Below are 22220 nucleotides of genomic sequence, written 5' to 3'. Positions count from 1 at the left end.
TGTCGAGTGCGTTCATGCGCCCGCCCGCTCCCAGACCATCCAGGGCCGGTCGCCGGAGTGGTAACCCGCGTCCAGTTCGGCGCGTTCCTTGAAGGTGTCCGCGGGCTTCCAGAAGCCGCTGTGCTGATAGCCGTACAGCCGCCCCTGCGCCGCGAGCGCACCGCACGCGTCCTCGACCAGATCGCCGTTGGGCGGGAGATGGTCGAACACCTCCTGGGTGAGCACGAAGTACCCGCCGTTCTCCCAGATGGGCAGGCGCGAGACCGGGGTGATGTTCTTGACCTCGCCGGCGGAGTTCACGTCCACGCAGTGGAAGGAGGACTGCGGGGGCACGATCATCATCGACGCGGCGGCGCCGGCCGCGCGGAAGTCGCGGATCATGACGTCCAGCGGGGCGTCGGTGAGCACGTCGGCGTAGTTGGCCAGGAACGGGCTTTCGCCGTCGAGGTGCTCGCGCACCCGGCGCAGGCGCTCGCCGATGGGCGATTCCACACCGGTGTCGACGAAGGTGATGGTCCAGTCGCTGATATCGGATCGCAGCAGTTCGACCGTGCCGCCGCGGATCACGAAGTCGTTGGAGATCGACTCCTGATAGGTCAGGAAGAAGTTCTTGATGTGCGAGGCGCCGTAGCCCAGGCACAGGATGAAGTCCCGGTGCCCGTAGTGCGCGTAGTAGCGCATGACGTGCCAGATGAGCGGGCGGGGCCCGACCAGCTGCATGGGCTTGGGGATCATGTCCTCGGTGCCGTTGCGCATGCGCATGCCGTAGCCGCCGCAGAACAGTACAACCTTCACTTCGCTTGCCTCTCCGCATATCTCGACGCGGCGAGCTGCCCGCGATGCAGGTGCGGGAGCGGATAGATCAGCTCGCCGCCCCATTCGCGCACCCGGTGCAGCTGCGCGGTGATCTCCGCTTCCAGATTCCAGGGCAGCACCAGCACCACGTCCGGGCGGTCGGCGTCGATGCGCTCGGGTGCGTGAATGGGTATGCGGGTGCCGGGGGTGAATCGACCGTGCTTGTAGGGATTTCGGTCCACCGTGTACTCGAGCAGGTCGGGCCGGATGCCGCAGTAGTTGAGCAGGGTGTTGCCCTTGCCCGGGGCGCCGTAGCCGACCACGCGCTGTCCGGCGGCACGGGCGGCCAGCAGGAAACGCAGCAGTTCCTGGCGTACGCGCTCGGTGCGCGGGCCGAGCTCGAGATAGCCCGCGACCTCGTGCAGGCCCGCCTCGGCCTCCTGGCGCAGCACGTCGGCGACCCGGGGCCCGGGCTCGGCGACGGCCTCGGGGCGGGCCCACAAGCGTAGCGAACCACCGTGTGTGGCAAGCAGTTCCACGTCCACCACGGTCAGGCCGGCGGTGGCCAGCGCACGCTGGGCCGAGAGCACGGTGTAGTACTGGAAATGCTCGTGATAGACGGTGTCGAACTGGCCCAGGCTCACCAGGTTCAGCGCGTGGTGCACCTCGATGGAGAGCCAGCCGTCGTCGGCGAGCAGCGCGCGCAGGGACCGGGTGAAGCCCAGCAGGTCCGGGATGTGCGCGTAGACGTTGTTGGCCACCACCAGATTCGCCGGGCCGTGTTCGGCGCGTACCTCGGCGGCGAGGTTCTCGTCGAGGAAGGCGGTGATCGTCGGCACGCCCCGCTCGCGCGCCGCGGCGCCCACGTTCACCGAGGGCTCGATCCCCACGCAGGGAATGCCGGCCTCGACCGCGTGCCGCAGCAGGTAGCCGTCGTTGCTGGCGACCTCGACGACGAGGGAGTCGGCGTCCAGGCCGAGCCGCCGGGTCGCGTCCTGGACGAACCGGTGCGCGTGCTCGACCCAGCTGTCGGAATACGAACTGAAATAGGCGTATTCCGTAAATGTCTCTTCGGGGGTGATCAATGCCGGGATCTGCAACAGCAGGCAGTTCTCGCACAGGCGCAGATGCAGCGGGAAAGTGGGTTCGGCAAGATCGAGTTCGGCGGCGGTGAGGAATTTCTCACAGGGGGGTGTCGCGCCGAGATCGAGCACGCTGATCAATCGGTCAGACTCACAAAGACGACATAGCACGCGAAACCCCACCTTTCACCGTGATCGGGCCGACGGTTGTACCGGCTGAACTGAGGTCGGCGCGATCCGGCCTTACGTTACAACAGGATTGACGGGCCCCGCGGGGTCAGCGGCACAGCGACCCGGTCGCGGGTACTGAATTTCTGCGACTCGCAGAACGGGGCGTTCGGTTGGCTATCCCTCGAGTCGTGCACACCAAGGGTTACGCCCCCGCGAATCGGTATGGCGGGTATTGCATCACCTGGCATTTTCACGAATAGGGGAAATGCGGGGAAACAAGCGGGAAACCGGTTGCGTCGCTATCGGCAACCTCCGGGGGATTTTGTGGTCGAACAGGTTTCGCCAACCGGGCCGACGCGGATGTGTAACATTCGGCTTCTGGTCATCGACAAAGTCGGCGACCCCGGTGTTCGGCATGGGCGCCGAGGGGTGCAGGGGTCCCGGCTCGGCCCGCTACATGGAACTGATCAGTGGGGATCGGAACCCAGTTCTCCCGTGGGGGAGGTGTGTTCGCTCAGTGTCCGAACAAGCGTCATCGTCACCACAGCGCTCGCCCGGAGCGAGACCGCCGGATCGGCGAAAGCTCAAGGCGGTCTTCGACTTCTGCCTCGCGCTGGCCGCGGTGCTGGCACTCGCGCCGATGCTGCTCGCGCTGGCGGTGGCGATCAAGGCCGGCAGCCCCGGGCCGGTGTTCCATCGTTCGCCGCGAACGGACCGGGACGGGCGGCCCTTCCTCATGCTCAAGTTCCGTAGCATGTACCTCGATCCCGACACCCATCTCGACGCCCTCGTCGGTGACGGCGGCGTGCGCCGGGCGACCGCCGGGCGACGCGGAGATCCGCGAATCACGCCGGTCGGCAAGATCATTCGTGAGTTCCGGCTCGACGAACTGCCGCAGTTCTTCCACGTGCTCACCGGCCGCATGAGCATCGTCGGCCCGCGCCCGCAGCCGGCGGGAGGTTCGGACGCGTCGGGACGACCGGTGTACGGCGGTGTGCTGCGACCGGGCATCACCGGGCTCGGCCCGGAGCCGGGGCGACCGGGGCCCGGTGCGATCGCCGAGTTCGACCTCGCCTATCTCCGGACCTGGACGCCGCTGACCGATCTGCGGCTGATAGTCGCGGCGATCACCGCGCCTACAGCGGCGCCAGCGCGTCTTCCGAAAGCGCCGCCGAGAATCCGTCGTGATAGACCGCGCCGAGCGGCGTGATGCCGGGGTCGCGGTAGTACCCCTGCTTGAAATACACGCCGCCGCCGTTCGGCATGAGCGTGCGGATGGCGCAGCGCACCTGACCGGCGCACGGCGAGGCGTCGAACGTCTGGCGCTGCCCGCCCAGCCAGAGTTCGACGTAGCCGTCGGTATCGCGGGCCGACCATTTCACGTGCAGCTTGATGTCGTTCCAGACGTCCGGGACCAGCTGCATGCTCCACGGCGTGTAGGTCGGCCCGGCGTCACCCGGACCGTTCCAGGTGGAAATCACTATGCCCCAGTGATTCTCGCTCACATTGGTGGGACCCGCCGCGACGGCCAGCGGCGGTGATCCGTCCTCCTCGGCATGCCACTGCGACAGCACCGTCCAGCCCCGGTCGGCGGGAAAGCCGCTCTCGAAGCGGGTGCTCCACTGATACCAGCGCTCGTCGCCCTCGTCGGCCCGGGTCGCGTCCTCGCCGCTGACCTCGGCCCGTGCGCCGCAGCAGATTCGGTCGGGGGTGTCGCCCTCGCCGACCTGGAACCGCGCGGCGTACTCGCCCTGGCGCACCACCGAGGTCTCCACCCGCATGCTGTCGGTGGGATCGGTGTAGTCGGCGCACGGGGTGCTGCTGACCGCCACGTTCTGGCAGTTTGCCCACTGGTCGAAATTGCCGGTCTCGAAGTCGCCGACGAAGCGCTCCACCGGCGGCGACGGTGCCGGCGCACAGGCGGTGAGCAGGAACAGCAGCACCGCGCCGGCGGCGAGGCCGGCCTTGCAACGACTTTCGCGCATCGCCCTACTGCCAGGTCGCTCCGGTCAAGGACGAGTACCAGGCTACCGTTCTGGTCAAGCCCAGGTCGAAGTCGACGAGCGGCTGATATCCGATGGCTCGCAACCGGCTGATGTCGACGATCAGCCGCTCCGGATCCCCGGGTCGATTGGTCCCGCTGTAGTCCAGCGCGGGCTCCAATCCGGTGATGCCGCACAGGGATTTGGCGAGCTGGTCGATGGTGTACTCGCGGCCCGCGCCGACGTTGTACGCCTCTCCGCGCAGCGGCGCGTTCGCCGCCACGATCATCGCCGAGCGCGCCGCGTCCTCGACGTAGAGGAAATCGCGGACCTGGGTGCCGTCGCCGTGGATGAAGATGCGCCGGTGATCGCGGTCGAGCTTGGCCAGCAGGTCGAACACGACCTGTTTGCGCTGGCGCGGGCCGAAGGCGGAGAAGAAACGCACCGAGGCCAGGTTCAGGTCGTACAGCTGCGCGAAGACGGCGAGATACCGCTCGGCCGCGAGCTTTCCGACACCGTAGGGGGAGATGGGCACCGTGGGATCGGCCTCGCTGATCGGCACCCGAACCGAATTGCCGTACACCGCCGCGCTCGAGGCGAAGACCAGGCGGCCGGGCCAGCTCAGCACCCGCAGGGCCTCGAGCAGGCGGAACGTGGTGGCGAAGTTGAGCTCGTAGTCGGCGGCGGGCGCCTCGACCGACGGGGGCACGTACGCGTTGGCGGCCAGGTGGAAGATGAACTCGGCCGGATGCGCGGTGAGGTACTCGGCCCAGTCCAGTTCTCGAATGTCGCTCTCGCGCAGCGTGATCGCGTCCGCGACCGCCGCCAGATTGGCGCGACTACCGGTGGTGAGGGTGTCCAGGACCGTCACCTCGGCGCCCGCGGCGACGAGCAGTTCGACCAGGTGCGAGCCGATGAACCCGGCCCCGCCGGTCACCAGTGCGGATCTTCCGGTCCAATCCATCTCGTGCTCCGTTGCTTTCGCGGTGGGAAGTGGTGCGCGGCCTAGCGGCCGGCCACCCGCAGATAGGTTTCGACGGTGCGCCGTGCCACCGCGTCGGGGTCGAACTTGTCCCGGGCGATGCGGTGCCCGCGCGCGCCCAGGTGCAGCGCCAGGTCCTGGTCCTCGAGCACCCGCACCATGCGATCGGCGAGTTCGGCGGTGTCGCCGGGCTCGATCAGGAATCCGCTCTCGCCGTCGGACACCATCTCCGGAATGCCGCCGACCCGGGCGGCGAGCACCGGCTTTCCGGCCGCCATGGCCTGGGCCAGGATGGTGGGCGAGGTCTCCTCGTGGGAGAACAGCACCACCGCGCGGGCCAGGGTGATCTCGGTGCGCAGCCGGTCGTTGTCCACCATGCCCGCGAACTCGACCCGGTCGGCCAGCCCGAGGGCGGCCACGCGCTCGCGAATCGCGTTCGCGTAATCCGGATCCGGCTGCGGGCCGACCACCGCGAGCGTGGCCTCGGGCACCCGCCGCGCCGCCGCGGCGAACGCGGTGAGCAGGCCCTCCGGATTCTTGCGCGGGGACAGCACGCCCGCGAAGAGCAGTCGCGGTTCGGTGGGACTCGAGGGGGACAGCGCGAAGAACTCCCGGGCGGTGGGATTGGCGATGCTGAGGTGTTCACCGCGCACCAGGCCCGCCAGGGCGCGGGCGTCGTAGTCGGAGATGGAGATGACCGCCCGGGCCCGGCGCAGCACCCGCCGCACCATGGCCGCGACCAGGTGGTACCGCACGCGTTCCTTCGCGCTGACGCGGGCCTGGAGTTCGGTCTCCCGGTGAATGAGCCCGTGCACGGTCACGATCGTGCGCGCGCTCACCTGGGTGGCGATGTCGCCGCGCACCCCGATCTCGTGGGCGTGCACCACATCCGGGGCCAGTTCGGCGATGATCGCGCGGGCCCGGCGTACGTCGAGGTGGGAACGGGTGGCCACCGCCAGCCGGCGCTGCCCGCGCGGAAAGCGGATCTCGACCTTCGGGCCCTCGCGGCGGTCGGGCACCGGCTCGGTTCCGGTGTGGAAGCACAGCACGGTCAGGCGTTCTATCTCTGGGCGCGCGGCCAGGGCGGGAACCAGGGTGCTGGTGACCGACTCGATTCCCCCCACTATCCGCCCGGGCTCCACCGGATAGGTAGCGATCATGACAACGTTCAGACCCACCGTGCGCTCCTAGAGTCACCGCACCGCCCGCCCCCGCGGTCGTGCTGTCCGGGACTTTACCTACTCGTATGCGGTTGTGCGCGACGGTTTCTCGCGAGTTGCCGCCCACAGTTCGACATCACGGAAGCTGCCGTCGCGGTCGCGCCGGGCCGCGATCAGGACGCCTTCGCGCCGCAGTCCGCACGCGCCGGCGATGGCCGAGAGATGGGTGGCGGCCGGGTCGATGAGGGTCTCCACGCGCTCTCCGCGCAGTTGATCGATCGCGTGGTCCAGCAGCAGCGTTACGGCCGCCGTCGCGCCGGGGCGCGGTGTGCCGGAGTCGAAGTCGAGGGTGAGACCTATGTTGGGCCCGGTCAGATCCAGGTGCAGGCGGCCGATCTGCTCGCCCGCGGCGCAGACCTCGTAGGCACGCCGGCGGTCGGTGCGGGGAACGGGGCGTGAGCGGGGTTGACGTAACAGAACCGGGTGGTTCGTGGAGTCGAGGCCCGAGAGTGAGTGCGGCAGAGCGGTTTCGGCCGCCCGCTCGCGCGCCCGCCAGGGGGCGCCCAGCAGATAGCGGGCCGCGATCAGCGCCACCGCACCGGGCGCGGCCGCCCGCAGCCGCCGCCAGCCGGACAGCACGCGGGTGCGTGGCGAGACGGTCGCGGCGTCGGGGCGCGCGGTGGCCACGCCGGTGGCCAGCAGCGCCGCGACGTAGCCGCCGGGCGGCGCCTCGTCCGCCCGTACCGCCCACAGCTCGTGGTCCTTGCGCGCGCCGTTCACGTGCACCGCTCGAATCATGGTGGCTTCCAGTGACATTCCGCCGCGAACGACCGCCTGGCGCGCGGGCCGGTTGCCCACGCACACCGGTGCGGTGACGCGGTGCAGGCCGAGCTCACCGAAGGCGTAGTCGGTGGCCAGCGCGCCGGCCACTGTCCCCACCCCGTGCCCGGCCCGGCGGGCGTCCATCCAGAGCCCGAGTTCGGCGCAGCGGTGGACGGGATCGATGGGCGCCAACTGACATTGGCCCGCGAACTCCCCGTCGACCAGCACGCTCAGCGGCAGCGCGCGGCCCGCCGCGCGGTCCCGCCACTGCCGCAGGCGTTCGCGGATCCACCACGCTCGGGTGTGGCGCTCCTCCCAGGTCAGGGCCGAGGTGTACCAGTACGGTTCGATGAATTCGCGGTCCCGCAGCCGGATCTCGCGCCACCGCGGGAAGTCCGCGAGCCGGGTCTCGCGCAGGGTCACCAGCTGACCGGCCACCAGCACCGGTCCCAGGCGCACCCGGCGCCGGGCGGAACCGCGGACCGCGCCGACTGCTGGCATGGAATCGACGCTACCGGAGAAGTTCCCGTCGTACGGTCCGGTGGCCGGGAATTCATCGGGCCGCCCGCGCGCACGAGTTGCAAAGCCATTGCGGGTGTGGCTAATTGAGATACCGTTGGCGTGCAACGAAAGCCGGTCGCAGCCGTGCGGGCCCGTTGCGTGACCGGGGGAGGTCGATGTGGGAACCGGACTGCCGAGCGGGGGCGCCGGACATCGCATTCTCATCGAGAACAGTGAGTACTGGCTGCGGAACTACGGCGATCTCGCCATGCTCGAGGTCACCGTGCGCCGGCTGCGAGCCCGCTGGCCGGGGGCGCGCATCGGCATCATGACCGAGACCCCGGCGCTGGTGTCGGCGTATTTCCCCGGGGCCGTGGGCATCACGGTCGGCGGGTCCGATCCGTGGGGCGCGCCCGGCCGGGCGGTACGCCTGGCCGCACGACTCGGTCCCGCTGTGACCGGCCCGGTCGAGATCGCCCGGCTGCGTGCCTGGGCGTGGTTGCTGCCGCGGGCGATCGGTGTGCGAGATCGACTGCGTGCGTTGCGATCTCACGAAGTCACCGCAGAGCGCGACGATGGGGCCGAGACCGGTGTCACCGCCGGTCCGCGGATCGAGCAGCGGCACCGCGGTGCGGCCCGCGCCGTCCGGGAGGCGGATCTGGTCGTGGCCCTGGGCGGCGGCTACCTCACCGACGCGGATATTCCGCAGGCCACGCGGGTGCTGGAGCTGCTCGACTACGCGAGGGACGCGGGCATTCCCACCGCCATGGTCGGCCAGGGGCTGGGCCCGTTGCGCGACCCGGGCCTGCGCGAGCGCGCGGCGCGGGCGCTGGTGAAGGTTCCGCTCATCGCCCTGCGCGAACGCAGGCGCGGTCCCGGTCTGCTGGCCGCACTGGGTGTGCCGCCCGAGGCCTGCCTCGTCACCGGCGACGACGCCATCGAGCTCGCGGTGGCGGCGCGAAAAGACAAGGTGGGCAGCGACATCGGCGTGTGCCTGCGGGTGGCGCGCTACGCCCCGGTCGGACCGGGGGCGCAGGATCTGGTCGGGGCGGTGGTTCGCGAGTCGGCGGCCCGGCTGCGGGCCCGGCTGGTGCCGCTGATCATCGCCGAGACCCCGGGTTCCCCCGATCGCGCCACCACGCTGCCGCTGGTGCGCCCGAGCGCCGACCCGGTCGCGCCGCCGGGACGTTTCGTACGGCCCGGCGATGTGGCCGAGCGGGTCGCGCGGTGCCGCGTACTCGTTACCGGCGCATACCATCTGGCGGTCTTCGCGCTCAGCCAGGGCATTCCGGTCGTCGCGCTGACCTCGACCGAGTACTACGACGACAAATTCCTGGGCCTGGCCGAGATGTTCGGCGGCGGCGTGCGCCTGATCCATCTCGACGATCCGGATCTCGGCGACCTGCTGGCCGCGGCGGTGCGGGCGGCCTGGGACGAGGCGGAGTCGGTCCGGGAACCGCTGCGAGCCAAGGCCGATGAACAGGTCGCCGCGAGCCTGCGGGGCTTCGAGCGGATGTACGCGCTCCTGGAACGATCGCACACCGGCCATGCCTAGATCGGACGGCGAGGAACCGGATCGGGCGTCGGCCCGGTCCGGCGACCTCGTCGGCCACGGCGTGCGAGCGGGCGGGCGCGGCGAGCAACCACCGTCAACGCCGCGCAGCGCCGATCCGCCACCGCGCGTGACCGATTCGGCCGCCGCCGAATCCGGCGCATCGGCCGCGCCGCCGGGGACGGGCGGCGGTCTCACCGGAAAGATCAGCCGGGTCGCGGCGGCCTCGGCGGGCGCGCTGATCTTCGGCGAGCTCGTCTCGCTGGGGCAGACCGTCGCGCTCGCGCGCCTGCTCAGCCCGGCCGAGGTCGGCGCCTTCGCCGCGGGCACCGTCCTGACGATGCTGCTGACGACCTTCGTCGAGGGCGGCCTGCGCTCGGCCCTGGTGCAGCGCGAGCGGGAGGTCGAGGATGCCGCCGACACCGTCTTTCGCGCGTCGCTGGCGAACGGGCTGGGGATCGGGCTGCTCGCGCTGGCCGCGGCCCCGGTCATCGGCGCCGTGTTCGACAGCGAGACCATCGGCCTCGTCGCCGCGGCCACCTCGGGCTTCCTGGTGCTGTTCGCGCTGACCAACGTGCCCGAGGCGCTCCTGCAGCGCGAGTTCAGCGTCCGGCGCAGAATCATTGTGGGACCGGCGGTTTCGGTCAGTTTCTGCGCGGTGTCGGTGACACTGGCGGCGCTCGGGTTCGGGGTCTGGAGTCTGGTGATCGGCACCTACGCCTCCTACGCGGTGTGGGTCCTGGCGGTGTGGTGGCTCGCGCACTGGCGGCCCGGCCGCGGTCGCGCCTCGCTGCGCGTCTGGCGGGAGCTGGCCCGGTTCGGCTCGCCGGTGGTGGTGAACATGCTCGGGTCGCGGGTCCAGAGCACGGTCGAGGCGGCCGTGGTCGGGCGCGGGCTCGGGGCCGCCGCGCTCGGGCACTACCGGTACGGTCAGCGCATCGCGCAGATTCCGGTGCGCTTCATCGTGGAAGTCGGTGCGTTCTCGCTGTTTCCGGCCTTCTCCCGGATCGCCGCGGAACGAGACCCGCGGCGGCTGACCGAGGCCTACCTGCGGGCGATCCGTTTCACCACCGTGGGCGCGGCCGCGCTGTGCGGGCTCATCGTCGCGGTGGGCGAACCCGCCGTGGTCATCGTCTTCGGCGAGCGGTGGCGCGAGGCCGGGGCCGTGGTGGTCGCGATGGCCGGTCTCGGTCTCGGCAAGGCGTGGATGAGCGTGAGCGAGGAGGCCATCAAGGGCGCGGGCCGCACCGCACTGTTGAACTGGCAGACCGCGATCGAGCTCGTGCTCGGCATCGGGCTGCTGCTGGCGCTGGTGCCCGTGTTCGGCCTCGTCGGCGTCGGACTCGCGACCTCGGCCACCGCGCTGATCGTGGGCGTCGTGGTGATCGGGCTGGCGCGCACCGTGATCGGTGTGCGGATCGGTGAGTTGCTCCGCGTCATCGGGCCGCCGCTGCCCGCCGCCGCGCTCGCGCTGACGGTGGTCTGGGTGCTCGAACACCGTGTGCTGCAGGCAGATACCCGCTCGCTGGCGCCCGGCATCGGCGCGCTGGTGCTGGACGCCCTCGTGTTCGTGATCATTTACCTGCTCGTGCTGTCCGCACTGGCGCCCGATCTGCCCCGCGGCGTCCTGCGCGCGGTGTCGGCGCGCGCCGGTCGGCGTAACGGCGCGTCCCCGGCCGCGATATCCGCCGGTGCCGAGCCCCTAATATCCAGGGAGCCGAATTGAACAGTGCCACGGCAGTTCACCTCCTCCGCGTGCGCCGGCGCGCCTGGCTGGTGGTCGCGATCACCGTGCTGGCGCTGGGCCTGGGGGCGTACTCGGTCCGCGATCTGCAGCCGACCTACACCAATCGCATCGCGCTCACCGTGGGGTCGCCGAACCGCGCGCCCGACCAGGACGCCGTGCTCTCGGTCGGGTACGCGCAGTACTTCGAGGACCCGGCGTATCAGTCCGAACTCAAAGCGGCGAAGGGTGTTCCGGACACGGTGAGCCTGCGGGCCCGCACGGTCGCCTCCAGCCCGATCCTGTTCATCGAGGCGACCGCCGAGACCGCCGAGACCGCGCGCGACGCGGCGCAGCGGGCGGGTGCGGCCTTCCGCGACGAGATCAACGCCAGCCTGCGCGCGGCTCAGGACGCGGCGATCGCGGCGGTGCGCAAACCCTTCGACGACATCCGCGCGGCCAACGGCGTGGTCAACGACGTCTCGCTGACCCAGATGCAGGACCAGATCAATCGCATCAACGCCGACACCTCGAACAAGCTGATCGACCTGCAACTGAGTTCGGAAGTGGTGCGCGCGGAACCGCTGCGGTGGCCGACCCTGCTCGCCCACGGCGTCGGCGGGCTGTTGCTCGGACTCCTGGCGGCCCTGGTGACCGGCGCGCTGTCGCGCCGGGTGCGCACCGCCGACGACATCGAGCAGAAGATCGGGGTGGCCGCTATCGCGGTGGTGCCCAAGGATTCCCGCACCACGGTGGCGCCGCGCGATCGCGCGCTCAGGCAGGTGGTGACGACCGTGGGGCTGGCCGCGCCGGTGACCCGGGCGGCGGTGGCCTGCACCGCGCCCGAGGCGACGGCCGGGGTGGAGATCGTGGCGCGCACCATCGCCGCCGAACGGGCGCGCCAGGGTGTGCGAACGATCCTGGTCCACGCGGATCTGCGGCGCCCGCACGGTATCGGCGTCGCGGAACTGCTCGCGGGCCGCATCGGCATCGACGCCGTGCTCACCGCGACCCCGATGCCGAATCTGCACGAGGTGTTCGCGGGCAGCACGGGCGAGGATCCGTTCACCGCGCTGAGTCGTGAGCGAGTCGACCGCCTGCTCGCCGCGCTGCACGAGCGCGCGGATTTCGTGGTGATCATGGCGCCGCCGGTGCTCGAGGCCGTCGAGACCCAGGTGATCGCGGCGGCCGCCGGGTCGACCGTGCTGATCCTGGATCGGGCCGCCGCCCGGACCGGGCCGGCGCGCGCGGCGATCCGGGTGCTGGCCGCCGCGGACGCGACCGTGCTCGGCGCGGTCCTCATCGACGCGCGGGACTCCGGCGCGGCGGACGGCTCTCCGCCTCCGGCCGAGCGGTCCGCGATCGCCGCCGGGCGCCCCGAGTAGCGGGGGCGTCGTGGAAAAGCAACGGGCCCTGTGGGTTTCCACGAGCATGGCCACGCGCGGCGGGGTGGCGACCTTCGTTCGCGAGGTGCGCACGACCCCGCTGTGGGAACGCTGGCGCATCACCCACGTCGCCACCCATCGCGACGGCGGCTTGCCGGTCAAACTGTCCGCGTACGCGGTGGGGCTGCTGGTGTACGTGTACCGCCTGCTCGTGCGCAGGCCGGGGGTCGTGCACCTGCATCTGTCCTCGTACGGCAGTTTCCCGCGCAAGTACCTGTTCGAACTGCTCGCCCGTGCGGCCCGCGTGCCGGTGGTGCTGCACGTGCACGGCTCGGACTTCCGGGTGTTCTACGACGAGGCCCCGGGGCCGCTGCGATTCGCCATCCGCGACGCGCTGCGCGGCGCGGCGGTGGTGGTCGCGCTGGGTGAGTCCTGGGCGGTCGCGCTGCGCGGAATCACCCCGGGCGCGCGAATCATCGTGGTATCCAACGCGGTACGCGCCCAGCGCGCGGTGGTGCAGCGCACCGCCGCGCCGGTGCGGGTGCTGTTCCTCGGTGAGGTCGGCGAACGGAAGGGCACCTTCACGCTGCTGGAGGCCTGGCGGGCGGCGATGCTCGCGGGACCGCTGCACGCGCGGCTGATCGTCGCCGGTGACGGCGCCGTCGACCGGGCCCGCGAGCGGGTCGCCGAACTGGGCATCGCCGACAGCGTCGAGATCACCGGATGGGTCTCGCCGCAGGCGATTCCGGACCTGCTGGCCCGATCGCAGGTCCTGGTGCTGCCCTCGCATCGCGAGGGCCAGCCCATGGCGATCCTCGAGGCCATGGCCCGGGGGCTCTGCGTCGTCACCAGCCCGGTGGGCGGCATACCGGACCTGCTCGACGAGCGCTGCGCGATCTCGGTGCCGCCCGGCGCGGTCGAACCGCTCGCGGACGCGCTCACCCGGGTGATCGGGGACGACACGCTACGGGCGCGCCTGGGCGCGGCCGCCCGCGCGCGGATGCGGGCCGAGTTCGACATCGATGTGGTGTGGCGGCGATTCGACGGCATCTACCGGGAGCTCACCTCATGACCCACTCTCCGATCCGGGTGCTGTACGTGGTGCCGGATCTGCGCGTCGGCGGCGCCGAACGGCACGTGACCACGCTGCTACCCCGGCTCGATCGCACCCGATTCGAGCCCGCGGCGGTGTGCATCGGCGAACGGGGCGCGCTCTTCGGCGATCTGGTCGCGGCCGGCGTGCCCGCGCGCGCCCTGGGCTATCGCAAGCGGCAGGCCGTACCCGCGCTGCGGGCCCTGGTGCGGATCATGCGCGAGCAGCGCCCGCACGTGGTGATCACGCGCGGCTACAACGCCGAAGCGCTCGGCCGGATCGCCGCGCGCCTGGCGGGTGTGCCGCGATCGATCGTCTGGGTGCACAACCACGGGGACATCGAGCCGCGCGGGCGGATCCGCCCGCTGGTGGACCGGCTGCTCGAGCGCGGCACCGCCGCCTATTTCGGGGTGGCCCGCGCCCAGATCCGCTACCTGGTCGAGGAACTCCGCTATCCCGAAGCCAAGATCCGGATCATTCACAACGGCGTCGATCCGGCCGCCTTCGAACCGGCCGACGATCGCCGGGCGGCGGCCGATCTCGGTATCGCGGAGGGGGATTCGGTCGTCGGCATCGTCGCCGCGCTGCGCCCGGAGAAGGATCACGCCACGTTCCTGGCGGCCGCCCGCCTGGTGGTGCGCGAGCTGCCGACGGCGCGGTTCCTGATCATCGGGGACGGACCCGTGCGCGCGGAGATCGAGCACCGGATAGCCGAATCCGGCCTCACCGGTCACGTGCTGCTGACGGGCTCGCGCCCCGACGTCGCGGAGCTGTTGCGCGCCCTGGACGTCGTGGTGCTGAGCAGTCACAGCGTGGAGTGCTTTCCCATGGCTCTGCTCGAGGCGATGGCCGCGGGCAGGCCCGCGGTGTGCACGGCGGTCGGCGGCGTCCCCGAGCTGGTGGTCGAGGGGGTGACCGGATACCTGGTGCCGCCGCGAGATCCGGAACGGCTCGCCCGGCGGGTGCTCGACGTGCTCGCCGATCCCGAGGCCCGCAAGCGGATGGGCAGCGCCGCCCGCGACCGCGTTCACACGGAATTCAGTCTGCAGGCGAGCACCGCGGCGGCGGAGCGCGCCCTGGAAGAGGTGATGCTGCGATGAGCGGACACATTCTGATCCTGGTCGAGAATCTCTCGGTCCCCTTCGACCGGCGGGTGTGGCAGGAGAGCCGCGCCCTGGTCGCGGCCGGCTACCGGGTGACGGTCATCTGCCCGATGGGCGCCAAGGCCGATCGCGAACCCGAGGTCACCCTGGACGGCGTGCGCATTCTGCGGTACCCGCTGCGCGCGGCCACCGGCGGCCCGGCGGGCTATCTGCGCGAGTACTCCCTGGCGCTGTGGCACACCCTGCGCCTGGCGCTGCGCGTGCGGCGCGAAGGCCCGGTGCACGTGGTGCAGGCCTGCAATCCGCCGGATCTGTTGTTCCTCATCGCGCTGGTACTGCGCTGGGGCGGAACACGATTCGTGTTCGATCATCACGATCTGGTGCCCGAGCTGTTCCTGTCCCGGTTCGGCGGCAAGGGCCCGCTCTATCGGGTCTCGACGCTGCTCGAGCGGCTGACCTTCGCGTGCGCGGACGCGGTCATCTCCACCAACGAGAGTTATCGCCGAGCCGCCATCGAGCGCGGCGGCATGGCGCCCGACCGGGTCACCGTCGTGCGCAGCGCGCCGGATCTGTCGCGGTTCGTGCCGCGCCCGGCCGATCCCGCGCTCAAGCGCGGCAGACGGTACCTGGGCGCGTACCTCGGGGTGATGGGCCCGCAGGACGGCGTCGACTACGCGCTGCGCGCCATCGCGCACCTGCGCGACGAACTGGGCCGGGACGACACGCATTTCGTGTTCATGGGCGGGGGAGACGCTTTCGAGGATCTGGTCGCGCTGTCCAAGGAGCTCGGGGTGGCCGACATCGTGGAGTTCACCGGCCGGGTGCCCGACGAGTTCGTGCAGACCTGTCTCTCGACCGCCGACGTCTGCCTGTCGCCGGACCCGAAGAACCCGCTCAACGACGTTTCGACCATGAACAAGGTCGTCGAATACATGGCCATGTCCCGGCCGCTGGTGTCCTTCGATCTGATCGAGGCGCGCGTCTCGGCGGGTGCGGCCGCGGTGTACGTGCCGGACGACGACGAGGCCGGGTTCGCCGCGGCCATCTCCGCTCTGCTGGACGATCCGGACCGGCGCGCGCGCATGGGCGCGCTCGGGCGCGAGCGCGTGGAACGCGAACTGTCCTGGGACACCTCGCGAAAGCACCTGGTGGACTTCTACGCGGGGGTGTTCCGGGACTCGGTGCCCCCGATCCGGGGCTGATCCGCGGTGGCGACCTCGAGCTTGCGGGCCCGGATCGCCGCCCGGCGTTCGCGACCCGCCGCGAGCGGGTCGGGCGGTGTACGCGCGCCGAGACGATCCGCGGCGCCCACCGCCGCGCCGACGAGTGCGAACACCATGGTGCTCGGGTAGTCGAACAGGCGCAGGTCCACGAACAGACCGGCCAGCGCCAGCGAGAGGAATCCGGTGATTGCGATGAACGCCAGGGGGCGGCCCGTGATCCCGTCCGGCGGCAGCCGCAGGTAGGACGAGAGCAGGCGGTGCGCGAGCAGGATCAGCACCGCGAGCCACAGCGCCAGGCCGATGATGCCCAGCTCGGCGAGGATGCCGAGCTCGGTCTCGTGCGCGGGGATGCCGAGGCCGCGCTCCCACGGCGTATCGGGTGACCACTGCTGATGCCGGTAGGTGTTCACCTGGACGAAGCGGCCCAGACCCCATCCGCTCCACGGCTTTTCGAGGAACGCCCAGACGGCGGTGGCGTTGGCGTTGAGCCGGTCGTAGACCTCGTTCGTGGAGGTCACCCCGCCGGAGGTCCGGTCCGAACTGGTGAAGGCGGTCCAGTTCATGGCGATGATGGAGACCGTGCCCAGCGCGGTGAGCACGAAGCCGGTTCGATAGCCCCGGCCGAGGACGATGCCGAGTAGCACCACGACCGCGAAATCGAGCCAGATGGACCGGGTGTGGGTGAGGAAGATCGCGTACGCGCACGCCGCGGCGATCACCGCGAGCAGCAGGCGCTGTGCGCGCGTGCGCCGCTCGGCGCCGATCAGGACCAGCGCCAGGACGTAACCCGCGATGAGGATGAGGCCGTTGACCTCCGGCTGATTCGGCAGCCCCACCGCGCGTTCGGGCCAGGCCGGCGCGAGCACGATGTAGCGCGGCCACACCAGCGCCTGTGGGCCGTGGAACTGCAGGATGCTCACCAGTGCCGAGTACGCGCTGCACCCCAGCAGGGTGAACAGCAGGAAGCGCAGCGACTCGCGTGTTCCGAAGATGACGCGGGAGATGAGATAGGTGGCGAACGGAATTCCGGTGCCGATGATCAGATAGCGCCACAGGTCCAGTTCCTGACCCGACAGCGGATAGAGAATCGGCCGGTATTCGTGTTCCTGCAGAATCGAATTGATGTTCCACAGCAGGTAGAGCGCCATGGCGCACTCGATCGCGCCGAGCGAGACCCGGCGATCGGGCCTGCCGCGAATCCACGCCACCGTCGCGATGAGCAGACCGCCGAACGCCAGGATGAAGGGGTCGGTGGTGGGCAGGATCTTCGGAATCGCCGGGCGCAGGAAGGTGGCCACGATCAGGAAGACGAAGGCCCAGCGCGGATCTCGCAACCCGACGACCACGAGCGCCGCGGCCACCGCGCCCGCGGCCGCGACGGTGCCGATCCCGCCGGGCGCGTGCGGCGATACCGCGATCATCGCGGCCAGGCCCGCGGCCATGGCGGCCGCCGGTACCACCCACCGGCGCAACGGATTCGGCCCCGCCGGGCGCGAGAGCCACCGCGCGCGGAGTCGGCGCGGCGGGCTCGGTGACCGCACTGTCGCGGTATCGGTCTCGAATCCGGTCGTCACGGGGTGGTCCCGGAGCGCCGGAACAGTGCGCGGCGGGGAGCGGCGGTGTCGACCAGCACCGCCCCGAGCACCTGCGCGCCGACCTGATTCACCGCCCGCACCGCCTCCTGTACATCGCGCACCCGCGTGTGACCGCGCTCGAGCACCAGGATCGTCAGGTCGGCGAGATCGGCCACGATCTGCGCCTCCGGGGCCGCGGTGATGGGCGGCAGCGCCAGCACCACCACATCGGCCGCGGCGGACACCGAATCCAGCAGGGCGCGTACGCGTTCGCGATCGAAGAGCGGGTAGGGGTCGGCGCTCGTGGCGCCCGGGCCGATCTCCGCGAACCCGTCCGGCGCGCGCGTGATCACCAGCTCCCGGGCATCGGGCACCCAGCCGCGCAGATACTCCGCGACGCCGCGCTCGGGGCGCGGCAGGTGCGCGGTCGCCGACGAATCCGCTCCCGGCCGCACCGGGCCGACGAACCGATCCGTCCGGCCGAACCCCGCGGTCTCGTCGGATTCGGCCGCGGCGGTAGGTGATTCGCCGGGCGCGCGGCGCAGGTTCGCGTCGATGAACACGGTCGGGGCGCCCTGGGCGGCCCGCTGTTCGGCGATGGACCGCGCCAGGTCGTCACCGCCCGCACCGGCCGAGACCGGTATCACCGCGATCGAGGTGGAGGCCGTGGTCGCCGCGCGCGCGACGAGATTGGCCACGTGCCGCAGCGCCACCGCCCGCCGGGCGTCGCGGCCTGGGGTGCCGCCCGGCGGAATCACCTCGAACGGCCGCACCCCGGTCTTCTCCACCACGTCGTACTCGCTGTGCAGCCGCCGGGTCGCCGCGCCCGCCAGCAGGGCCGCGACGCAGCCCAACAGCAGCCCGCCCACCAGGCCGGTGGCCAGGCTCCTCGTGCGGCCCGGGCCGGTGGCGGTCGCGCCCGCACCCGATTGCAGGACCGTGAGGTGGTTGGAGGAGTCGGCGTTGAGCCGATCGATCTCCTGCTGGAGTTGGATCTGCGCGCTGAAGGCGTTGGGGTCGTTGGCCGCCAGCCTGTCACCCCACACCGTCATCATGGCGGCGGTCATGGCGGCGGCGGTCTCGGACCGGCTCGCGTCCAGGCGGCCGTTCACGTCGTCGACGAACAGTTGCGCGACCGTGGGCGCGGCCGTCCTGGCGACAGCGGGCGACTCGGCGGTGACCTGGATGTAGAACAGCGGGCCGGCGGTGACGAACTCGGCGGAGAAGCTCGTGATGTCGACCGGGAAGCCGGGCTGCTGCGCCAGATTCGACTGGTACGACGGGTCATTGAGGAAGTAGGTGTACCCCTGGGCCAGGATCGCGTCCTGGGTGGGCGGCCGGGTCGAGGCCGCCGAGACCAGGACCCGGCTGGTGTAGGTGGTGGTCTTGCCGTGCGAGGTCGCGTAGGCCCCGCAGGTCACCAGGATCGTGATCACCAGCACCAGCCAGCGGCGGTGGCGCACGCGGTCCAGGAGCACGTACAGCGTGCTGGGCGTGTGTGTTTCGGTGGTGGGCGGGCGGTGCTCGGGGGTCGCGGTATCGGGGTTAGGCGTCATCGGTGATCGACCTCCACGACGACCCGGGTGGGTTCGGACAGTGCGCGCACCCGGAAGCCGACCTGCGGGGTCGTCAGGCCCAGGAACACCTGGGTCACCCCGCGCACCGTGCCCGCGTACCTGACCTGGCCGATCGCGGTGAGCGCGGGATCGGTCAGCGTCTCGGCCCCAGCGAACGGCGGCACCCCCGAGACGAAGGGGTTGGCGGCTTCGCGGACGAGCACCTCGATGATGGTGCGGCCCGCGACCGGATACACCTGCTGTGTGCTGTTCTGGATGGCCTGGTTCACGTAGTGCACCGCCCAGCCCGGGGTGGCGGGCCCGGTGAACGTGAGAATCACCTGATCGGCGGAATCCGTTCGCGCGACGGCGAGTTCGGTGAGACCGATGCCGACGGCCCCGGGATCGGGCGTGCGATTCTTGGCCGCGAACTCGTCGATCACGGCGGTGGTGACCGGGACGGGGTCCGCGCCGGTCCCGGGTCCGGTGTCGCAGGCCGTGATCAGGCCGCCCGCCAGCACCGGAACCAGCACCGCCACCACCCGCGGGCGGTGGTTCCCACGGCGAACTCGCACCGGCGCATCCCCTCCACTCATGTCGGCCGGCGTTCCGCCGGGAGCGCCGGTCGCGGCTCGGCGGCGTGCTCCACCACCGCGGTCTTCAGCTTGCCGCTGGGCGGCCGGGGCAGCCGCTCGAGCACGCGGACCGACACCTGCTGGCCCGGGCCGAACTGCCGCCCGACATTGCGCCGTGCGTGCGCCGCCGTCCGGGCCGCCGAAAATCCCTCACCGGGTACCACTCTCAGCTCGAACACCCCGGGCCGCAACTGGGCGATCTGTGCCTCGCGTAATCCGCTCAGATCGTCGACCACGCTCGAGGGCAGCGGCAGCGGGCGGCCGTCGGCCGCGGTGAAGGTGTCCTCCACCCGGCCGTCGACGACCCCGAGCAGGGGAAATGCGCGACCGCACGGGCACGGCGCGGGCGCGGCCGGGCGGACCTCGTCGCCGGTGCGATAGCGCAGCAGCGGAAAGCCGCTGTTCTGCAACGCGGTTCCGACCAGTTCCCAGCGCGAGTCCGAACCCGGCACCGGCAGCAGTTCGACGATGCCGTAGTGCGGGAAGACGTGGTAGCCGCCGTGCTCGCAGGTGCCGGCCATCGCGACCCGCTCGGTCTGGCCGTAATGGTCGATGATGGGCGCGGCGAACACCTCGCGCATCAGGGTGCGCTGACCGGGAGCCATCATCTCCGAGGAAGTGATGACGGCGCGGACCGGAACGCGCAGGCCGCGATCGCGCAGCAGCGCGGCCAGCAGCGCGATGCTCGACGGCCAGCCCTCGACGACATCGGGGCGGAACCTGTCAATCTCATCGGCGATGTCCCGCACTCGTTCCGGGGTCAGGTGATAGCTCGACACCAGCAGCTGGCGTGCGCCCCGCCTGCCGAGTGCGGCGCCGTGTCCGGGTCGATGTGCGAACCCGCTGCCGCGCAGCACGATTCGCCGCGCGTTCGCGGGCACGCCGAACCAGCTCCACTGCTGTTCGAGGATGGCCAGTTCGAAGATCGAGGAATCGATGGTGCGGTAGCACTCGATCGGCACCCCGGAGGTGCCGCTGGAGCGGGCCGCCCACATCAGCCGGCGCGGGCGCGTCGCGAAATCGGCTGCGCGCTCGGCCAATTCGTCGCGTGAGATCAGCGGCAGCCGGGGCAGATCGGCGAGGGTGCGAATGGAGGCGGGATCGATGCCGCTGGTGCGGAAGTACTCGCGATAGAAGGGTGAGCGTGCGGCGGCCAACCGCACCAGCTGACGCAGCCTGCGCTCCTGGTACGCCGTGATGCCCGCCGCGTCGTCGCGTTCGAGTCTTCCCAGTGTGCGTCGCAGTGCGCGATGGCGCGGATGCGCGCGCCTGAGCCGGTCCTTCAGACCCCCGCCGGCACTCGGCAAACTCATCGTGTTCAGCAACCCCCCAGCCGTTTTCCCGTGCGGGTATACGGCCTCGACATCCTCACCCCCGACGGCGATGTGCACGGGCCCATCGCGTGCTGCACCGCACGATGATAACTCGAACGAATCGCGGAATACATTGGTATAAAGCTAAATAGCGGTTGCGACGATCCCTGGTGGGGTGCAGTGTGGACGAGCAGTACCGGCGAACAGTGAACGACGACGAACCGCGGGCGGGCGCGAAGAACGTGGTCAGCGTATTCGGTCTGGGCTACGTGGGATGCGTGTCCGCGGCCTGCCTGGCCACGCGCGGCAACGCGGTCATCGGGGTGGACGTCAACCCGCAGAAGACCGAGTTCATCCGGCGGGGGCGCACCCCGGTGGTCGAGGAACGCATCGGCGAGCTCATCGCGAGCGTGGTGGCGGCAGGGCAGCTGTCGGTGACCGAGGACGTGGCCAAAGCGGTTCTGGCGAGCGACATCTCGATCGTGTGCGTGGGCACGCCGTCCGCAGCGGGCGGCGGGCTGTCCACGGCGTATCTGGAGCGGGTGAGCGAGGAGATCGGCGCGGCGCTGGCGGTCAAGGCGGGCTGGCACGTGGTCGCCTATCGCAGCACCATGGTCCCGGGAACGTGTGTGGGCACGTTGATTCCCATTCTGGAGCGGGCCTCGGGCAAACGCGCGGGCGTGGACTTCGGCGTCTGCGTGAATCCGGAGTTCCTGCGCGAGGGCAGCAGCGTCCGCGACTTCGAGAATCCGCCGAAAACGGTTGTCGGGGAATCGGATGCGCGCACCGGCGCCGAGATGATGAGTCTGTACGAGGGCCTGCCGGGGCCCCGCTTCCGGGTGCCGCTCGAGGTGGCGGAGATGACCAAGTACGTGGACAACAGCTTTCACGCACTCAAGGTCACCTTCGGCAACGAGATCGGCGCGCTGTGCGCGCGGCTCGGGCTCGATTCGCACGCCGTCATGGACATCTTCCTGGCCGACACCAAACTCAACATCAGCCCGGCCTACCTGCGGCCGGGGTTCGCCTTCGGCGGCTCGTGCCTGCCCAAGGACGTCCGGGCACTGACCCATACCGCGCGGCAGCACGATCTGGAGTTGCCGGTGCTGGCGAACGTGCTCGCCTCCAACGAGACCCAGCTGCGCCGCGCGGTCGATCTGGTCATCGAACTGGGCAGGCGGCGGGTCGGCATCTTCGGGCTGTCCTTCAAGTCCGGGACCGACGACCTGCGCGAGTCGCCCATGGTGGAGTTCGCCGAACGGCTCATCGGCAAGGGTTACGACGTGCGCATCTACGACGCTAACGTGGCGCTCTCGCGGCTCATGGGCGCGAACCGGGCCTTCATCGAGGAACGGCTGCCGCACATCGGCGAATTGCTCACCGACGACATCGCCACCGTCGTCGCGCACGGCGAGATCTTCATCGCCGGCACCGCCGAACCGGCCGTGGTGGCCGCCATCGACGGCCTCGGCCCGGACCGCACCGTCATCGACCTGGTGCGGCTGCCCGGCGCCGCGCAACGACGCCTGCGGCCGGGATATCTGGGTATCGGATGGTAGGGCCGAAAG

18 protein-coding genes are annotated in these 22220 nt (G+C 70.9%); 8 read left to right on the top strand and 10 right to left on the bottom strand.

Going from position 1 to position 22220, the window contains the following annotated elements:
• Positions 1 to 12: 12 nt before the first annotated feature.
• On the bottom strand, positions 13 to 795 hold the full coding sequence (locus ACWDOP_RS29795; RefSeq protein ID WP_454200439.1) for a sugar phosphate nucleotidyltransferase: 783 nt from the start codon (positions 793 to 795) through the stop codon (positions 13 to 15).
• Positions 792 to 2048 (bottom strand): methyltransferase domain-containing protein, encoded by a 1257-nt coding sequence (locus ACWDOP_RS29790; RefSeq protein ID WP_456347694.1) that lies wholly within the window; start codon positions 2046 to 2048, stop codon positions 792 to 794. The genes ACWDOP_RS29795 and ACWDOP_RS29790 overlap by 4 nt, the downstream gene beginning before the upstream one ends.
• Before the next feature lie 517 nt (positions 2049 to 2565).
• On the opposite strand from ACWDOP_RS29790, the gene ACWDOP_RS29785 reads away from it, so the two are divergent.
• Positions 2566 to 3258, top strand: a complete 693-nt coding sequence (locus ACWDOP_RS29785) for a sugar transferase (protein WP_456347693.1) — start codon at positions 2566 to 2568, stop codon at positions 3256 to 3258.
• Here the strand turns inward: ACWDOP_RS29785 and ACWDOP_RS29780 are convergent.
• From ACWDOP_RS29780 to ACWDOP_RS29765, 4 genes are read right to left on the bottom strand one after another with little or no spacing between them, the layout of a single operon-like run.
• Complete coding sequence (locus ACWDOP_RS29780; protein ID WP_456347692.1) at positions 3185 to 4033, bottom strand: polysaccharide lyase; 849 nt, start codon at positions 4031 to 4033, stop codon at positions 3185 to 3187. The genes ACWDOP_RS29785 and ACWDOP_RS29780 overlap by 74 nt on opposite strands.
• A gap of 4 nt (positions 4034 to 4037) precedes the next feature.
• On the bottom strand, positions 4038 to 4994 hold the full coding sequence (locus tag ACWDOP_RS29775; RefSeq protein WP_456347691.1) for an NAD-dependent epimerase/dehydratase family protein: 957 nt from the start codon (positions 4992 to 4994) through the stop codon (positions 4038 to 4040).
• Between the two features lie 41 nt (positions 4995 to 5035).
• Positions 5036 to 6190, bottom strand: a complete 1155-nt coding sequence (locus ACWDOP_RS29770) for a glycosyltransferase family 4 protein (RefSeq protein WP_456347690.1) — start codon at positions 6188 to 6190, stop codon at positions 5036 to 5038.
• A 60-nt stretch (positions 6191 to 6250) separates the two neighbouring features.
• On the bottom strand, positions 6251 to 7495 hold the full coding sequence (locus ACWDOP_RS29765) for a GNAT family N-acetyltransferase (protein WP_456347689.1): 1245 nt from the start codon (positions 7493 to 7495) through the stop codon (positions 6251 to 6253).
• 178 nt (positions 7496 to 7673) lie between these two features.
• Here ACWDOP_RS29765 and ACWDOP_RS29760 point away from each other — a divergent pair, with 178 nt between their 5' ends.
• From ACWDOP_RS29760 to ACWDOP_RS29735, 6 genes are all read left to right on the top strand, one after another.
• Positions 7674 to 9050 (top strand): polysaccharide pyruvyl transferase family protein, encoded by a 1377-nt coding sequence (locus ACWDOP_RS29760; protein ID WP_456347688.1) that lies wholly within the window; start codon positions 7674 to 7676, stop codon positions 9048 to 9050.
• A 127-nt stretch (positions 9051 to 9177) separates the two neighbouring features.
• Positions 9178 to 10773, top strand: coding sequence for an oligosaccharide flippase family protein (locus ACWDOP_RS29755; protein ID WP_456347687.1), 1596 nt, complete (start codon positions 9178 to 9180; stop codon positions 10771 to 10773).
• A 29-nt stretch (positions 10774 to 10802) separates the two neighbouring features.
• A complete protein-coding gene (locus ACWDOP_RS29750; RefSeq protein WP_456347686.1) occupies positions 10803 to 12155 on the top strand; it encodes a hypothetical protein in 1353 nt (450 codons plus the stop codon).
• Positions 12156 to 12165: 10 nt separating this feature from the next.
• A complete protein-coding gene (locus ACWDOP_RS29745) occupies positions 12166 to 13227 on the top strand; it encodes a glycosyltransferase family 4 protein (protein WP_456347685.1) in 1062 nt (353 codons plus the stop codon).
• Positions 13224 to 14348, top strand: coding sequence for a glycosyltransferase (locus tag ACWDOP_RS29740; protein WP_456347684.1), 1125 nt, complete (start codon positions 13224 to 13226; stop codon positions 14346 to 14348). The genes ACWDOP_RS29745 and ACWDOP_RS29740 overlap by 4 nt, the downstream gene beginning before the upstream one ends.
• The gene (locus tag ACWDOP_RS29735) at positions 14345 to 15553 is read left to right on the top strand and encodes a glycosyltransferase family 4 protein (protein ID WP_456347683.1); all 1209 of its coding nucleotides are present in this window, start codon (positions 14345 to 14347) and stop codon (positions 15551 to 15553) included. The genes ACWDOP_RS29740 and ACWDOP_RS29735 overlap by 4 nt, the downstream gene beginning before the upstream one ends.
• Here ACWDOP_RS29735 and ACWDOP_RS29730 read toward each other — a convergent pair.
• From ACWDOP_RS29730 to ACWDOP_RS29715, 4 genes are read right to left on the bottom strand one after another with little or no spacing between them, the layout of a single operon-like run.
• Positions 15508 to 17148: an O-antigen ligase family protein gene (locus ACWDOP_RS29730; protein ID WP_456347682.1), complete on the bottom strand. Its 1641-nt coding sequence runs from the start codon at positions 17146 to 17148 to the stop codon at positions 15508 to 15510. The two genes, ACWDOP_RS29735 and ACWDOP_RS29730, sit on opposite strands and share 46 nt — an antisense overlap.
• Positions 17145 to 18704: a hypothetical protein gene (locus ACWDOP_RS29725; protein WP_456347681.1), complete on the bottom strand. Its 1560-nt coding sequence runs from the start codon at positions 18702 to 18704 to the stop codon at positions 17145 to 17147. Before ACWDOP_RS29725 ends, ACWDOP_RS29730 begins: the two co-directional genes overlap by 4 nt.
• Positions 18701 to 19279, bottom strand: coding sequence for an AMIN-like domain-containing (lipo)protein (locus tag ACWDOP_RS29720; RefSeq protein ID WP_456347680.1), 579 nt, complete (start codon positions 19277 to 19279; stop codon positions 18701 to 18703). The genes ACWDOP_RS29725 and ACWDOP_RS29720 overlap by 4 nt, the downstream gene beginning before the upstream one ends.
• 17 nt (positions 19280 to 19296) lie before the next feature.
• Positions 19297 to 20652, bottom strand: a complete 1356-nt coding sequence (locus ACWDOP_RS29715) for a phenylacetate--CoA ligase family protein (protein WP_456347679.1) — start codon at positions 20650 to 20652, stop codon at positions 19297 to 19299.
• A 206-nt stretch (positions 20653 to 20858) separates the two neighbouring features.
• Between ACWDOP_RS29715 and ACWDOP_RS29710 the strand changes: the two genes are divergently transcribed.
• Positions 20859 to 22211, top strand: coding sequence for a nucleotide sugar dehydrogenase (locus tag ACWDOP_RS29710; protein WP_456347678.1), 1353 nt, complete (start codon positions 20859 to 20861; stop codon positions 22209 to 22211).
• The last annotated feature ends 9 nt before the right edge of the window (positions 22212 to 22220 follow it).

This window comes from Nocardia sp. NPDC003693 (genome assembly GCF_053981095.1).
The sequence above is the reverse complement of the archived record's forward strand: the minus strand, read 5'-3'. Positions and strand labels throughout refer to the sequence as shown.